This window comes from Stutzerimonas sp., from assembly GCF_982611455.1.
Genome location: NZ_CEXBBO010000057.1, coordinates 1 through 15192, shown reverse-complemented (window position 1 = coordinate 15192; position 15192 = coordinate 1). Strand labels below are relative to the sequence as shown.

12 protein-coding genes are annotated in these 15192 nt (G+C 59.6%); 6 read left to right on the top strand and 6 right to left on the bottom strand.

The window, feature by feature from the left end:
• Window positions 1–513, bottom strand: a 513-nt coding sequence (locus AC2LD7_RS20965; protein ID WP_484599572.1) for an aldehyde dehydrogenase family protein, incomplete at its 3' end; no start/stop codon positions are given.
• A gap of 310 nt (window positions 514–823) precedes the next feature.
• Here AC2LD7_RS20965 and AC2LD7_RS20960 point away from each other — a divergent pair.
• On the top strand, window positions 824–1588 hold the full coding sequence (locus AC2LD7_RS20960; RefSeq protein ID WP_484599571.1) for an SDR family NAD(P)-dependent oxidoreductase: 765 nt from the start codon (window positions 824–826) through the stop codon (window positions 1586–1588).
• A gap of 402 nt (window positions 1589–1990) precedes the next feature.
• Here AC2LD7_RS20960 and AC2LD7_RS20955 read toward each other — a convergent pair whose 3' ends face one another.
• Window positions 1991–2263, bottom strand: coding sequence for an HU family DNA-binding protein (locus AC2LD7_RS20955; RefSeq protein WP_255975756.1), 273 nt, complete (start codon window positions 2261–2263; stop codon window positions 1991–1993).
• Between the two features lie 471 nt (window positions 2264–2734).
• Here AC2LD7_RS20955 and AC2LD7_RS20950 point away from each other — a divergent pair, with 471 nt between their 5' ends.
• Window positions 2735–3211 (top strand): GreA/GreB family elongation factor, encoded by a 477-nt coding sequence (locus tag AC2LD7_RS20950; RefSeq protein WP_484599570.1) that lies wholly within the window; start codon window positions 2735–2737, stop codon window positions 3209–3211.
• A 270-nt stretch (window positions 3212–3481) separates the two neighbouring features.
• Here the strand turns inward: AC2LD7_RS20950 and putA are convergent, their stop codons facing one another.
• Both putA and pdxR read right to left on the bottom strand, forming a co-directional pair.
• Complete coding sequence (putA, locus tag AC2LD7_RS20945) at window positions 3482–7423, bottom strand: trifunctional transcriptional regulator/proline dehydrogenase/L-glutamate gamma-semialdehyde dehydrogenase (protein WP_484599569.1); 3942 nt, start codon at window positions 7421–7423, stop codon at window positions 3482–3484.
• A gap of 319 nt (window positions 7424–7742) precedes the next feature.
• Window positions 7743–8942 (bottom strand): MocR-like pyridoxine biosynthesis transcription factor PdxR, encoded by a 1200-nt coding sequence (gene pdxR, locus AC2LD7_RS20940; RefSeq protein ID WP_484599568.1) that lies wholly within the window; start codon window positions 8940–8942, stop codon window positions 7743–7745.
• A gap of 111 nt (window positions 8943–9053) precedes the next feature.
• On the opposite strand from pdxR, the gene AC2LD7_RS20935 reads away from it, so the two are divergent.
• Complete coding sequence (locus tag AC2LD7_RS20935; protein WP_484599567.1) at window positions 9054–9485, top strand: carboxymuconolactone decarboxylase family protein; 432 nt, start codon at window positions 9054–9056, stop codon at window positions 9483–9485.
• A 15-nt stretch (window positions 9486–9500) separates the two neighbouring features.
• On the top strand, window positions 9501–9860 hold the full coding sequence (locus AC2LD7_RS20930) for a VOC family protein (RefSeq protein WP_484599566.1): 360 nt from the start codon (window positions 9501–9503) through the stop codon (window positions 9858–9860).
• Window positions 9861–9889: 29 nt separating this feature from the next.
• On the opposite strand, the gene AC2LD7_RS20925 is transcribed toward AC2LD7_RS20930, so the two are convergent.
• Window positions 9890–10978, bottom strand: coding sequence for an endonuclease/exonuclease/phosphatase family protein (locus AC2LD7_RS20925; protein ID WP_484599565.1), 1089 nt, complete (start codon window positions 10976–10978; stop codon window positions 9890–9892).
• A 223-nt stretch (window positions 10979–11201) separates the two neighbouring features.
• On the bottom strand, window positions 11202–12956 hold the full coding sequence (locus AC2LD7_RS20920) for a glycoside hydrolase family 5 protein (protein ID WP_484599564.1): 1755 nt from the start codon (window positions 12954–12956) through the stop codon (window positions 11202–11204).
• Window positions 12957–13567: 611 nt separating this feature from the next.
• Between AC2LD7_RS20920 and AC2LD7_RS20915 the strand changes: the two genes are divergently transcribed.
• Together AC2LD7_RS20915 and AC2LD7_RS20910 are read left to right on the top strand one after the other, a co-directional pair.
• A complete protein-coding gene (locus AC2LD7_RS20915; protein WP_484599563.1) occupies window positions 13568–14722 on the top strand; it encodes an aminotransferase class V-fold PLP-dependent enzyme in 1155 nt (384 codons plus the stop codon).
• 238 nt (window positions 14723–14960) lie between these two features.
• Window positions 14961–15158: a hypothetical protein gene (locus AC2LD7_RS20910; protein WP_484599562.1), complete on the top strand. Its 198-nt coding sequence runs from the start codon at window positions 14961–14963 to the stop codon at window positions 15156–15158.
• The last annotated feature ends 34 nt before the right edge of the window (window positions 15159–15192 follow it).

The following is a 15192-nucleotide window of genomic DNA, read 5'->3' as shown; positions in this document are numbered from 1 at the left end:
GGCGATGGCCATCGGGAACATCCACAGCGGAATCATCGCCGGGAAGTTGAACGGGGTGATGCCGGCGCAGACGCCCAGCGGTTGCAGCAGGGTATAGGTATCGACTCCGGTGGCGACATTGTTGGCCAGTTCACCCAGCTGCAGATTGCCGATGCCGGCAGCGTGTTCGACCACTTCCAGCCCGCGGAACACATCGCCTTCCGCGTCGGGCAGTGTCTTGCCCTGTTCGGCAGTGAGGATTGCCGCCAGCTCTTTCATGTTTTCCCGGATCAGCTGTTGGTACTTGAGGAAGATCCGTGAGCGCGCGCCTATAGGTGTCTTGCGCCAGGTCTTGAAGGCCTCCTTGGCGCTGGCGACTGCAGCGTTCATCTCCGCCTCGGTGGTGAAGGGCACCCGCGCGAGAACTTCCTGCGTCGCCGGGTTGACGATGTCCCGCCACTCGGTGGTAGAGGACTCGACCAGCTCACCGCCGATCAGAAGTTTGACTGTTGGAATGGCGCTTGGCTGGGTCATGGCGGGTCCTGGTAGTTGTTTTTATCGGAGGAATAAGTTGATCAAGCTGTCCTGATCCTAGAGTGCAAATTTGTCGATATCAATGCGAGTTGCTGCATAGCCACTCTGCAGAAATGCACGGCTGCCTTGATGAAGGAAACGAGAGCTTACGTGGCTCAAAGGATTGCTCATCCACGGCTGACGGCTTTTGCCACGCAAGGTTGCCGCACAGCTGGAAAACTGCTCGAAATTTTCCGGCTGTCGACCGACCATAGACAACCGATACCACCGCGATGCTTCTACGAGCATCGCCAATCGAACGAGGAAAAGCATGAACAGTAAGATCGTTTTCATCACCGGTGCTACTTCCGGGTTCGGGCGCGCCACTGCGCGTCGTTTTGCCGAAGCGGGCTGGTCCCTGGTACTCACCGGGCGCCGCTCCGAGCGCCTGGATGCGTTGAAAGAGGAGCTTGGCGCCAAGGTGCCGGTGCATGTCGCCACGCTCGACGTGCGCAAGGCCGAAGCGGTGAGCGAGGTGGTCGCCCAGCTGCCCGAAGGCTTCCGTGCTGTGACCTGTCTGGTCAACAACGCCGGTCTGGCACTGGCTCCGGAGCCGGCGCAAAAGACCGATTTGAACGACTGGCACACCATGATCGACACCAATATCACCGGTCTGGTCAACGTCACCCACGCGCTGCTGCCAACGCTGATCGAAACCGGCAAGGGCGCCAGCATCGTCAACATCGGCTCGGTCGCCGGTCAGTGGCCATACCCGGGTAGCCACGTGTACGGCGCCAGCAAGGCCTTCGTTCAGCAGTTCAGTTACAACTTGCGTTGCGACCTGATCGCCACTGGCGTGCGGGTCACCGACATTGCCCCTGGCATGGCCGAGACCGAATTCACCCTGGTCCGCACCAAGGGCAACCAGGCGGCATCCGATGCGCTCTATGGCACCACCACGCCGCTGAGCGCTGAGGATATCGCCGAGCAGATCTTCTATGTCGCCACGCTGCCGGCGCATATCAACATCAATCGACTCGAAATCATGCCGTCGCGTCAGGCCTGGTCGGGTTTTGCCATCGATCGGGATAAGTGATCCAGCCGTCCGGGCAGGGTGGGCGGTGGGCTGAAGCTCACCCTACCTGTCTGGCGGCACAGCGGCAAAGGCGCGGGCACTGAGATTCAGTTTTGTAGGGTGGGCTTCAGCCCACCAGGGCATCGGCGCCAGTGGCACAGGCCAGGCGAGGCGTGCATGAGGGCGGTGCCAGAGCAAGCGGTGGGCTGAAGCCCACCCTACTTGTCTGGGGGCACAGCGCAAGCCTCCCGCAACGGCGCAGGCAATGAGATTCAGGGGCGGCGGTTGATCAGAATCAAAGGCTACAGGTGCTCAGGAGGAGCGATCTTGCGAGGGGCAGACAAAGAAGGGCGGAGCGGGGCGTGTTGAACAGGCGCTGCGTCCGGCTGGACGTCAGCGGCCCGGTATACGAGATGCAGGTGCTTAGTTCACTGCGTCTTTCAGAGACTTGCCTGGCTTGAAGCCTGGCAGCTTGGCCGCGGAGATTTTGATAGTCGCCCCTGTTTGCGGGTTGCGACCATCGCGAGCGGCGCGCTCTTTGACGGCAAAGGTGCCGAAGCCGACCAGCGTCACGCTGTCACCGTTCTGCAATGTGTTGGTAACGCTTTCGGTGAAAGCATCCAGTACGCGAATAGCGGTGCTCTTTGGGACGTCGGCGGAGGTGGCGATCGCTTCAATCAACTCGGCTTTATTCACGGGGGTGGCTCCAGATTGGAATAGGGGGGTCAGTATAAGCAGCGTCTTGCTTTATCGCCTGCGGCAAATTTCCGGTTTTTTTAAAAAATATTGCTCGAAGGCGAATATCGGCGGGCGATTTGGCTGATCCAGACGCTTCAGCTCTGGACAGCCCGTTCTAGCCCTCAGTTCATTGATCAGCCGACCACTGGCTAGGATGTCGCCCACCGGCACGGCTACCGGAGAGATGTCATGCCGGAGCGGCAAGACGGCGTGGCTCTCGGTTCGCACCAATGCGATGCTAGTGGCCTGTACGGCTAGTTGGTTAACTCAAGTTCGGATGACTGAGATTCCGAGACAAGGCGCTGCGACGAGTCATAGCTGGCTATGGCGAGGAGCAGCAACGCCGTATCGGGGCCTCAGGCGCCGAAATTGACTAATTGAGCTAGCCACACAGGCCACTAGGTATATACCGCCTTTATCCGAGCCCGCATGAACAAGACTCGCATCCAGACCCTGATCCTTGAAAAGCTGCAAGCGGACCTTGTCATCGCCCAAGACGCCCTCAAGGCTTCTCACGAAGCAGCGACCCATGCCGAGAGCAAGGCTGAGAACAAATACGACACCCGCGGTCTGGAAGCTGCCTACCTGGCCGACGGCCAACGCCGCCGTGTGCATGAGATCGAGGCGGCGCTGAGCCTCTATCGCAACCTGCCGGTGCGCGCTCAGCTCGACGGAGTGATCAAGGTTGGTGCGCTGGTTTCGCTGGAGCAGGCGGGGGTATCCCGCTGGGTGTTTCTCGGCCCGGACGCCGCCGGGTTGCGGGTGATCGATGAAGGCGCGGATGTGCTGGTCATATCGCCACGCTCACCGCTGGGCCAGGCCCTACTGGGGCGCTGCGATGGCGATGAAGTGGAAGTGCTGGTGGACGGGCGTCGCCAACTGTATGAGGTAAAAGAGATCTGTTGAGCTCAGTCTGTTCGATTCATATGGCTCTTGAACGTGACATTTTAATTGCGCGGTAAGACGCGTTCTGATGGGTAGTTGCGGTTATAACTTTCGTATTAATTCCATAAATAACAGAAAGATACCCGCTGTTCTTAATGGATAAGTTAGCTATGATTTTCCGATTCGAAGGACGCCCTGACCAGCCTTATTCGTTGTGAGTCGCCAGGGGAACTTCGATTGCCCCCGGCTCGATGGGGCACGACAACCTGAGTGTTAGCCGGACTGCTGTGATCAGCCGATGGTCATCAAACTGGCGTTGCCGCCGGCCGCTGCGGTGTTGATGCTCAGGGCCCGCTCGATCAGCAGACGTTCCAGCGGTATGTCTGTCTCGCCTTTGGCCAAACCCTGTATGCCGACGATGGGTCCGCTGCGACGCGAGAGTTGTTGGCTGACCTCGCGTAACTGGTCAGCGTCGCCATGATGTAGCACCCCATCGAAACGTACCTCGTCGCGGGTCCAGTCCGTGACGAGGGTGATTCGCGCCCGCACCTCTTGCGGCAGCTTGTCGACCAGTTCCTTGCCGAACGGCGTTTGCTCTATCACCGCTTCGCTGCCGACAGCCAGCACCGCGGCAAGCTGCGTAAGCAGATCATGTTCGTTCTCAGCCAGGCACAACAGGTATTCGCGGGGCAACAGGCTATAACTGTTGCGCTCGCCGGTAGGACCACTGAGCAACCGTGTACTGCCGCTTTGAGATTGCTCGGCATAGCGGTCGCATAGCGCTGCCACTTCCGCCCGACCATCGTCCTGCGCCCACGTTCTGAACACTTTGGCGGCGTTGGTTTGTTCAGCCGGGCGTCGAATTTCAGGCGGCGTCTGCGTGCCGCCGAAATCCAGCGCGCGTAGCAGTGCATCATGCGGTCGTGCCGAGAGCAGGCGATACAGGTACAGCGGCCCTCCGGCTTTTGGCCCCGTGCCGGAAAGTCCTTCACCGCCGAACGGCTGCACACCCACCACCGCGCCGACAATGTTGCGATTGACGTAGAGATTGCCGACCTTGGCGCGGTCGATGACCTTGGCGATGGTTTCGTCGATACGGGTGTGCACGCCCAAGGTAAGCCCGTAACCGGCGGCATTTATCTGATCGAGCAGTTGGTCCAGCTCGGCGCGGCGATAGCGCAGCACGTGCAATACCGGACCGAAGATTTCCTGCTGCAGCTCGTCGAGGCGCTCCAGCTCGATCAGCGTTGGCATCACATAGGTGCCGCGAGCGATCTCCTCCTCATCGACCCGAGCCATTTGATGCACCCGGCGGCCCTTGTCACGCATGGCCTGCAAATGCCGCTCGATGTTGTCGCGCGCCTCGGCATCGATTACCGGGCCGACATCCACTGACAGCCGTTGCGGATTGCCCATGCGAGCTTCGGCCATGGCGCCCTTGAGCATGCCGATGACCCGCTCGGCGACGTCTTCCTGCACGCAGAGCACGCGCAGCGCCGAGCATCGCTGACCGGCGCTGTCGAAGGCGGAATTCATTACATCCATCACCACTTGCTCGGCCAAGGCCGAGGAATCGACGATCATCGCGTTCTGTCCGCCAGTTTCTGCAATCAGCGGGATGCTCCGACCGCGTGCATCCAGCCGCCCGGCGATGCTGCGTTGCAGAATCGAGGCGACTGCGGTGGAGCCGGTGAACATCACACCGCGGACGCGTTCGTCTGCCACCAGGCGCGCACCAACGGTTTCGCCAGGCCCCGGCAATAGCTGCAGAGCACCTCGCGGTATGCCGGCTTCGTGCATGATTTGCACGCCCAGCGCAGCGATCAGCGGGGTCTGCTCCGCCGGCTTGGCCAACACGGTGTTGCCGGCACCCAGCGCAGCGCAGACCTGGCCGGTGAAGATTGCCAGCGGGAAATTCCACGGGCTGATGCACACCACCGGGCCGAGTGGGCGATGCGTTTCATTGGCGAAATTGCTGCGCACCTCGGCGCCGTAGAACCGCAGAAAGTCCACTGCCTCGCGGACTTCGGCGATGGCGTTGATGAAGGATTTTCCGGCCTCGCGCACCAGTACGCCTATCAGTTGCTGAATGCGGCCTTCCATCAGGTCCGCCGCTTTCTCCAATGCTGCGGCGCGCTCGGCTGGCGGCGTTGCTTGCCAGATCGGCGCGGCTTCCAAGGCGCAGCGCAAGGCGTTGTCGACATCCTCTTCATTGGCTTCTTGTATCTGGCCCACCACGTCGTGATGGTCGGCCGGGTTCAGCAGCGGCTCGGTCTGCATCGTCGATGCGCTGTCGCAGCCGAGCAGCGGAGTCGCGCTGTAAACCTGGCGCGAGCTGGCGAGAAGGGCGGACGACAGGGAAGCCAGGCGGTGCTCATTGGACAGGTCGATGCCGCAGGAATTGAGCCGGACCTCGCCGTAGAGATGGCGTGGCAATGGAATGCGCGGATGTGGCAGGCCGAGCGTGCCTTCTTCGGCCAGCATTTTTTCAACGGTGACCACCGGGTCGGCCACCAATTCTTCCAGCGAAATGCTTTTGTCGGCGATACGGTTGACGAAAGAAGTATTGGCTCCGTTTTCCAGCAGGCGGCGCACCAGATAGGCTAGCAGGGTTTCGTGGCTACCCACCGGCGCATAAATGCGGCAGGGCCGGTTGAGGCGATCATTGCCGACGACCTGCTCGTAAAGCGGCTCGCCCATGCCATGCAAACACTGGAATTCATACTGGCCGGGATAATAATTCTGCCCGGCGAGGTGATAAACCGCCGCCAGCGTGTGGGCGTTATGAGTGGCGAACTGCGGGTAGATCGCTTCAGGTGCGGCGAGCAATTTTCGCGCACAGGCGATGAACGAGACATCGGTGTACGCCTTGCGGGTAAAGACCGGGTAATCCTCCAGCCCGTTGATTTGCGCCAGCTTGATCTCGCTGTCCCAGTAAGCACCTTTCACCAGGCGGATCATCAGGCGGTGGCGGCTGCGCTTGGCCAGGTCGATCAGAAAGTCCACTACATAGGAGCAGCGTTTCTGGTACGCCTGGATGACGAAGCCGATGCCGTTCCAGCCGCTCAAGGACGGATCAAGGCACAGGCGTTCGAGCAATTCCAGGGACAATTCGAGGCGGTCTGCTTCCTCGGCGTCGATGTTGATACCGATGTCGTAGCGCTTGGCCAACTGGGTGAGTGACAGCAGGGTTGGGTAGAGCTCATCCATTACCCGGTCGTACTGCGCACGGCTGTAGCGCGGGTGCAGCGCTGAGAGCTTGATCGAAATGCCCGGCCCCTCGTAAATGCCGCGGCCGCGCGAGGCCATGCCGATCGAGTGAATCGCCTGCTCGTATGACGCGAGATAGCGTCGTGCATCGCCAGCGGTCAACGCCGCTTCGCCGAGCATGTCGTAGGAATAGCGAAAGCCCTTGGCTTCCATGGTCTGCGCGTTGGCCAGGGCTTCGCTGATGGTTTCGCCGGTAACGAACTGCTCGCCCATCAGCCGCATGGCCATGTCCACGCCCTTGCGGATCAGGGGTTCGCCACCTTTGCCGATCAGCCGGTTGAGTGAAGAGGAGAGGCCCTGCTCGTTGTGCGTAGCCACCAAACGGCCGGTCAGCATCAGGCCCCAAGTGGCGGCGTTGACGAACACCGACTGGCTGTTGCCCAGGTGCGGCTGCCAGTTGCCGGTGCTGATCTTGTCGCGGATCAGCGCATCGCGGGTGCCCTTGTCCGGCACGCGCAGCAGGGCTTCGGCCAGGCACATCAGCGCCACGCCTTCTTGGGACGACAACGAGAATTCCTGCAGGAGGCCCTGCACCAACCCCTGACGACCGCCGGCGCTTTTCTGGTTGCGCAGCTTTTCAGCGATTCCCAGGGCCAGCGTGTGTGTGGCTTCGGCCTTTTCCGGTGAAAGCCGCGCCTGCTCCAGCAGTACCGGCAGCGCCTCCGGCTCGGGACGGCGATAGGCGGCGGTAATGGCGGCGCGTAACACCGATTGCGGCAGGATGCACTCGGCAAATTCGAGGAAAGGTTGATTACGCGAGTCGACGGTCATCGCCAGATCGTCTTCGGGGTCCTCGATGATTGACGTGCTGACGGGTTCCGTGCCGCTTTCGAGCTGTTCGAGGTAGTGCAGCGTCGCCTGCTTGATCAGCCACTGCGGTGTGCGATCGATCCGTCGAGCAACTGTCTCGATTCGATTGCAGGTTGCCTCATCGAGCTTGATGCCGAGCGTGGTGGTCGTCATTTTGCCTGTCCTCTTTCGTGCAATGCGGCGGGATCTGGCAGCTGCATCACGGGTGAAACAGCAGCGAAGTCGTTGCGAGACCAGCACCGCTTTCGAGCGCGGCATCGGGCACTTCATGTCGCATTGCCTGAGATGAGCGTAGACCCTCGACTGGGTAACGGACGGTCAACCGGGCACCGTAGCCTTTCGGTGTGATCCAGTTTCCAGCGGATCAGCCACTCGCGATTGCCCTTCAACCATGACCCGTGGAACGCGCGACCCTTTGCAATCCAGGCAGCGCGACGTGCATACGGAGAACGCGGTCTCTGCGGAAGACTCGCTAGCAAGCGGCTCTGTTCCCGTGATCCCCATGCAGGCGCTGCAACAGGCGTGTTCGGCGCTGTGCATATTCGCGTTGCATACGACGGGTGTGGCGGCTGAATTCACCGCTGATCATGAATTGCGCAAGGGCCGTTTGCTGCAGGCTGTCGCTGTGCCAGTCGAACAGCTGCTTGGCCTGTAGCAACGCGCCGCGTAGGCCGGGCGGCATCAGTAGATAGCCCAGGCGCAGCGCGGGATACAGCGTTTTGGAGAACGTCCCGAGATAGGCCACCAAACCGTGGCGGTCGAGGTTTTGCAGCGACTCAAGCGGGCGGCCTTCGAAACGGTACTCGCCGTCGTAATCGTCCTCGATGATCAGCACGTTGCGCTGGCGTGCCCAGTTCAGCAATTGCAGACGGCGATTGAGACTGAGCGGCATACCCAGCGGAAACTGGTGCGAAGGTGTCACGTAGATCAGGCGAATATCTTCCGGCAGAAGATCGACGCGCAGGCCTTCGGCATCGACCGGCACGCCAATGACCTCGGCACCGGCATTGAGAAAGCATTGGCGCGCCGGCATATAGCCCGGCTCTTCCATGGCCACGCGGCTGCCCGGTTCCAGCATCACCTGCGCCAGCAGGTTCAGCGCCTGCTGTGCGCCCTGGGTGATCAGCAGGTCTTCCCAGGCACAGCTGACTGCGCGGCTGACCGCCAGATAGCGCGAGATAGCCTGGCGCAGCGGTGGATAGCCTCCGGTGTCGTGATAGAAGCCTGAACTGCGCGTTTGCTGGCGCAATGCATGCTGCAAGCAGCTGCGCCAGCTGTCGACTGGAAACAGGCGCATGTCCACGGTGCCGCCGTTGAAGTTATAGCGCCAGGTCGGTGCTGGCAGGTCCAGCATCTGCAGGGGCAAGCCCTGCCACCTTGGGCTGGGCTGCAACAGTGCGGCCTCCATTGGTGGACGCGGCGCGGCGCGCTGGACGTTATGGCTGACAAAGGTCCCGCTGCCGACGCGACTCTCGAGAAAACCTTCCGCCAGCAGCTGTTCGTAAGCTTCGTTGATCGTCTTGCGCGACACCTGCAGCGTGTCCGCAAGATGGCGCGTGGACGGCAGCCGCTCGCCACCGGCCAGGCGTCCGCCTAGAACCGCTTCGCGTAGCTGGCGATACAGCTGTGCTACCAACGGCTGTTGTGGATCCAGGACGAGATGCAGATCCATAAGTGAATTGGCCTCCATATTTTTCGAATAATTGGCTCTTCAAGAGGACCGATTGCGCGCCTAGTCTGCACCCATGGTTCGCAACGGGCGAGCCGCAACGGAGAAACGATCATGCGACTCAACTGGTTCAAGACTTCACCTGAGGCTTACAACGCCATGCTTGGCCTGGAAAACATGCTGGAGGCCTCCGGCCTGGAAAAGCCGTTGCTCGAACTGGTTCGCCTGCGCGCCTCGCAGCTCAACGGCTGTGCCTTCTGCGTAAACATGCACGCCAACGATGCCCGACAGGGTGGTGAAAGCGAACAACGCCTGCAGACGTTGTGCGTCTGGCGCGACACCACGTATTTCACCCAACGCGAGCGCGCTGCCCTGGCATGGACCGAAAGCCTTACGAAGCTGTCCGGCGGTCACCCGAATAACGCTGAATACGAGCAACTCTGCGAACAATTCAGCGAGCCTGAGCGCGTCAATCTGACCCTGGCGATCTCTTCCATCAATGCATGGAATCGATTCGGTGTCGGTTTCGACATGCAACCGGCGTAACCAAGGAACGCGATGATGCCCAGTCCCAATCTCGTTGTGCTCTATGTTCGCGACCCAGTAGCAAGTAGCCGTTTCTACCGCAAGCTGCTCGATCGCGAGCTCGACGCCAGCTTTCCGACCTACGTCGCGTTCGAGCTGGAAAACGGACTCACGCTCGGTTTGTGGTCGGCGGCGCGGGTCAGCCCGCCGCCGCCGGAATTCGGCAACCGCAGCGAAATAGCCTTCAGCGTCGGTGATCAGGCGACTGTCGAAGCGCTGTTTCGAGACTGGAATGGTGCTGGCGTGACAATCGAGCAGGAGCCCTGGGAAGATGTTTTCGGCCTGACCTTCGTTGCGCTGGATCCGGACGGCCACCGCATCCGTGTTTGCAGTTGATGCGGTAAGCCGATAGACGAGATTCGGCTTCAGTGCTTGTCCGGCTCAGGCACCTCGGATTCGCTGACGCCTTCCTCGCCGAGCTTCTGCGCAGCCTCATGTTCATCCTCTGCATCGCCTTGCAAACTCTGCTGTTCGGGAGCGGGGTCGTACTGCAGTTCGACCAGTACGGGGAAATGGTCAGAGCCGAACTTTGCCAACCGCTGAATGCGTACCAGCCGGAAATGGTGGCTATGAAACAGGTGATCCAGCGGCCAGCGTAAAAACCAGTGCTGGGCATGAAAGCTGTTGACCATGCAGCGCCCTACGCGCGGATCGAGCAGTCCGCTGATTTTGCGAAACAGCCGCGTATTGGCTGACCATGCGACATCGTTGAGGTCGCCCGTGACGATGATCGGAATAGTGTCCTTGTCATCCTGAACGCTCTTCGCAACCACCAGCAGTTCGACGTCGCGCTCGGTCGATTCGTCGTTTTCGGTGGGGCTGGGCGGGGCTGGATGAAGGAAATGCATACGGATCGCCAGTTGGTCGTTCAGTCGGACCTTTGCATGCATCGACGGCACGTCGTCTTCGACCAGAAAGCAGGTTTCGGCATTTTCCAGCGGAAGCCGCGACCAGACGTGCATGCCATAAAGATTGTCGAGCGGGCAACGGATGCTGTACGGGTATTGATCGGTCAGCTCTTCCAGCTGCGTCTCCCACCAGTGGTCGGTTTCGAGTGTGACCAGTACATCGGGGCGGTGCTCACGCACCAGCGCCTTGAGCTTGTCAGCCTGTCGGTTCGGGGTCAGGACGTTGGCAGCCATGACGCGAATACGAGGTTTGTCCTGGCTCGTATCGGCGGATTTCACTTCACGCTGCCACAGCCTTGTATAGGGAAGGATCCACCAAGCCTGGTACGCCAGACAGCTAATCGAAAGGGCAGAGATCAATATCTGCAGGGGTTCGGAATAGGACAGCAGCAGCGCCTGGGCCAACAGCAGCGCGAACGCCAATACGCACAGCTGCAACCGAGGGAAATCCAGCCCGCGTACCCACCAGGCCGGATTTTTCCAGAGCGGCAAACAGGTCAATACAACCAGCAGGCCGGCGAAGGCCAGCAAGATTCCTTCCTTCATTTCCGTCCTCGGAGCGTTTCGGCGCAACGTCATGCCGGCCGTTCAGGTACCTGGATTCAGACACAAAGGGTTCGTCCCGCTCACCGTTGATTGGTTCCGCTTGCTTTCGAGCGGGGGCACGGAGCAGGCCAAGGTATCCCTCTATACATAGAGGGAAATTAAAGACGAAAAAAAGGCCTGGCACGCAGTACGTGTCAGGCCTTAAGCGTTGTTGGGGAATGGCTTACATCGGTTCGCCTATGGCCGCGCAACTATTCGGTGTAGCGGCGTGTTTCCTCAGAACCGGAAGCTGTGGCTGCTCCGCACCGCCCGATACGTCCAGGGCGAGGATGTAGTTACCCCACCAAGGGCCGCCGGCCCAGTAGGTGAGCGGAACGCAGTTGTCACGCAGATAACCGAGCAGGTTATCCATCGCCACGATTGCGTCGGGCGCATAGTTCGGTACGCCTATTTCACCAATGAAACCGCGCAGCTTGTTTGACCGCAGCCAATCGACGAAAGGCTTGGCGCGAGCGATACCCAGGTCCGGCGCGAAGGTTTCGGTCTTGTCCTTGTACATGCCGGACGTGTCGCGATCGAGGTACATATGGGCTTCGAAGATAAGGTTGTTCGCAGGATCGCGCATCCAGGGGTCAGCGATAAGTTGGGTGTTGGACTGAGGCCAGTGCCAGGCGCTGGAGAACCGGTCGCCAGCGACATAGATCCAGTTGGTCTTGTCCACCTGGCGAATCGCCTTGGCTGCAGCCAACGCCGCTTCAGGCCAAAGGCCCTTGGTGTTCGGCTCGTTCATCAAGCCATAGCCACTGAGGGCCGGATGATTGCCGATCTTCTGCGCGATGCGCTTCCAAGTGTCTGCAAACGACTTGATTGGCACGGTTTCCGAGCCGATCGGCTGCTTGTAGTAGCGGTAGTAGTTGTGCATGTCGAGGACGACCTTGACGCCATGCTTCTGAGCGAAATCGAGGGACTGCGTAAGCAGCTTCAACTGCGCAGCGTCGAGTTCCGTGTCCAGCTGTGGCTGTATGCGTTCCCAGAGGAATGGCAGGCGAACCAGCTTCAGCCCTTGCTCGGCGTATTTCTTGTAATAGGACTCGGCCGGATAGATGTAATTGGTGCCGTGCTTGCCGGGTAAAACTGACGGTCCGAAGGCCGCGCCGGAAAGGGCGACACCAACGAGTTGTACCGGTGGTGCCGACACGTCCAGTGTCGATTGTTCGGCGGCTGCCGCAGTGTCGGTCAGCTGTGTTTGGGCTGGCACCAGGCTGAGCTTTTTCGGATAGCCGATAACGGAACCGTCTAGAACCGGACCATTCATGAACACGCTCAGCGCGCCGCTTGCCAGTTTCACCGAAGTGACGGTGCGCACCTGACCATCAGCCGTGCGTACAGACGCACCTGTCACGAACGCGGCGAGGTTCGCCGGTGTTGCCGCAACGGAGACCCCGGCAGATTTGCGCCAAGAGCCGTTCTGCCAGTCGTTATTGGTGAACTTGTTGATTAGCGCGGCATAGCTCGATGTGACCGGAGCACTCGGCGCAGGTGCGCTGGTCGTCGCCGTCGGAACCGGTGTGGCACTGGCTGCGCTGCCCACGCTGAGCTTGTTGGGATAACCGATGGCCGTACCGTTGAGGGCCGGACCTTCCATGAACACGCTCAGGTCGGCGCCAACTACCTTCACCGAGGTTATCTTGCGTACCTGACCATCTGAAGTTTTAGCGTAACCGCCGACCTTGAACGCCGCCTTGTTCGCTTCTGTGGCACGGATAGAAACTCCTGCGGATTTTCGCCACGAACCGTTCTGCCATTGTGTGTTGGTGAACTTATTGATCAGTGCCGAATAGGAGATACCCGATACGGTTGCGGTGGCGGCAGACGCTGCATAGACGTCGCAGACGGCCGGAAGAAAGCCCAACAGTGCGGTTAAGGCGATCGTGGAAATGAGAGTCTTGCGGACCCTCGGAAACGTGATGACAGGCATTTATCTCACCGTAACTACACACATCCCAACTGCGCACCACAGCGCGCCGGAATGAGCGGCAGGTTGATCAACAAGCGACGCTGGTTAAGCGCACAACTACAGAGCGAAAGAGCGAAACCGATTTGCGAGACGAACGATTGACGGCTAGGCCGGCTTCGCGTCTTGGGGCGCATTTATAATTTGTTTTTAGGATTAAGAAAATATATTCCGACTGAATATGGGCGCCAATAAATCGTCTATCCATGTGATTGATATTAGTTTGATATTACGTGGTCGCGCTAGCACTGACGCGTGATTGCTCGAAGCCCTGATAGCAATAGCGACCTGAACTATCGTGCCGCCATTTTTTTGAACTCACCGTTAAGCCGTCCGCAACTTTCGCTATATATAAATCCGATAAACGGTCATCTGAAAATTGAACTTAGCGGGAGGAGTAGCCGGGGTACGAATAAGCACCGGACTATTTCAATGGCATTGGATAAACGGAAGGAAATCGACCGGGCTGTAGCGCGGCGGCGACACCGATTGCTGAAGGACGCTGCATAAACCTTGTAAAGCGAATCAGCTTCGGGCAGGGTCAAGTGCTAGCTCTCTTGCCTGCGGAGTTATCCATGTCGGACCTTTTTCCCAGTGTCGATCCCGATGGACTGATCGAGTATTCGGTGGTGTACACCGATCGATCGCTCAACCATATGTCCCGGTCGTTTCAGGCCGTGATGAACGATATTTCCGCCACGCTCAAGACCGTCTACAACGCCCATGCCGTCGTCGTGGTGCCGGGCAGCGGCACCTTCGGTATGGAAGCGGTTGCGCGTCAACTGGCCCATGACCGCAAGTGTCTGGTGATCCGCAATGGCTGGTTCAGCTATCGCTGGACGCAGATTTTCGAAATGGGCGCAATCCCGGCGCATTCCACTGTGCTCAAGGCGCGACCTGAAAATCAAAAGCCTCAGGCGGCGTTTGCCCCACCGCCCATCGATGAAGTCATCGCAACCATTGCTGCACAGAAGCCGGACCTGGTGTTTGCGCCGCATGTCGAGACGTCGTCCGGGATGATCCTTCCCGATGATTATTTACGCGCTGTAGGGGACGCCGTGCATGCGGTTGGCGGTCTGTTCGTTCTGGATTGCATCGCTTCCGGCGCGCTGTGGGTGGACATGCAGGCGTGCGGCATCGATGTGCTGATCAGCGCTCCGCAAAAGGGTTGGAGCGCGTCGCCTTGCTGCGCTCTGGTGATGCTCAGCCAAGCAGCCCAGGCCCGCGTCGAGGCAACACAGAGCAGCAGCTTTGCCTGTGACCTGAAGAAGTGGTTGCAAATCATGCAGGCGTACGAGCAGGGCGGACACGCCTATCACGCGACCATGCCGAGCGACGCCTTGGCGCGTTTTCGCGACGTCATGTTGGAAACGAAGGCCCTAGGCTTCGAGGCCGTTCGCGCACAGCAGACGGAGTTGGGCAGTCGGGTCCGGACATTACTGGCCGAAAAAGGGTTCAAGAGCGTCGCGGCCGCCGGCTTCGAAGCGCCGGGTGTGGTGGTGTGTTACACCCGCGACAACGAAATCAAGAACGGCAGGAAATTCGCAGCGCAAGGTTTGCAGATCGCGGCAGGCGTGCCGCTGCAATGCGATGAACCAGCTGATTTCCAGACCTTCCGTATCGGCCTTTTCGGATTGGAGAAGCTGAAAAACCTGGACCGCACGATCGAGATTTTGCAGTGCGCATTGGACAAGATTGACCGCGACGGAGCGGCTGGTTTGCCGGGTTGAGGGCCAGGTTGGGTGCCATTCGTCACGCAACGGCACTCTGCCCAGTCGATCGAAAATCCGTCCGTCCGCCAATCTTGCTACGGCTGATCCCCTATGAACGCTGCCCTCGACCACTGCAGAAAGCCCTGAAACCTGCGAGATAGACATATCCCTGAAACAAAAATGTGTTTGCGCGTGCGCGCAGGCTGACTACGCTCAGGGTGTACAAAGCGATTACAACAAGAAAGAGGGGCTCACTATGATCAACAACCAGAATGCTCAGGTCGTTGCACTCGAGTTGTGGCGCTTCTGCGCTCACTGCATTGCTGCCATCGTTGTTGTAGGAGCGGTACTGATTGGGTTCCTTGGATCATGGGAACTGGGGCTGAAGGTCGGCGTGCTGCCGTTGCTGGCATTGATCGCCGCCGATACGTTGGCTAGGGATGGTCTGAAGTAGTTGTGTATTTCTGGCTGACTTCAGCCCCTGCCGA

Excerpts from the sequence above, each read along its gene's own strand:
- AC2LD7_RS20960 (WP_484599571.1), top strand. The coding sequence starts at position 824 with ATGAACAGTAAGATCGTTTTCATCACCGGTGCTACTTCCGGGTTCGGG.
- AC2LD7_RS20920 (WP_484599564.1), bottom strand. The coding sequence starts at position 12,956 with ATGCCTGTCATCACGTTTCCGAGGGTCCGCAAGACTCTCATTTCCACG.
- AC2LD7_RS20930 (WP_484599566.1), top strand. The coding sequence starts at position 9,501 with ATGCCCAGTCCCAATCTCGTTGTGCTCTATGTTCGCGACCCAGTAGCA.
- pdxR (WP_484599568.1), bottom strand. The coding sequence starts at position 8,942 with ATGGATCTGCATCTCGTCCTGGATCCACAACAGCCGTTGGTAGCACAG.
- AC2LD7_RS20915 (WP_484599563.1), top strand. The coding sequence starts at position 13,568 with ATGTCGGACCTTTTTCCCAGTGTCGATCCCGATGGACTGATCGAGTAT.
- AC2LD7_RS20925 (WP_484599565.1), bottom strand. The coding sequence starts at position 10,978 with ATGAAGGAAGGAATCTTGCTGGCCTTCGCCGGCCTGCTGGTTGTATTG.
- putA (WP_484599569.1), bottom strand. The coding sequence starts at position 7,423 with ATGACGACCACCACGCTCGGCATCAAGCTCGATGAGGCAACCTGCAAT.
- AC2LD7_RS20910 (WP_484599562.1), top strand. The coding sequence starts at position 14,961 with ATGATCAACAACCAGAATGCTCAGGTCGTTGCACTCGAGTTGTGGCGC.
- AC2LD7_RS20950 (WP_484599570.1), top strand. The coding sequence starts at position 2,735 with ATGAACAAGACTCGCATCCAGACCCTGATCCTTGAAAAGCTGCAAGCG.
- AC2LD7_RS20935 (WP_484599567.1), top strand. The coding sequence starts at position 9,054 with ATGCGACTCAACTGGTTCAAGACTTCACCTGAGGCTTACAACGCCATG.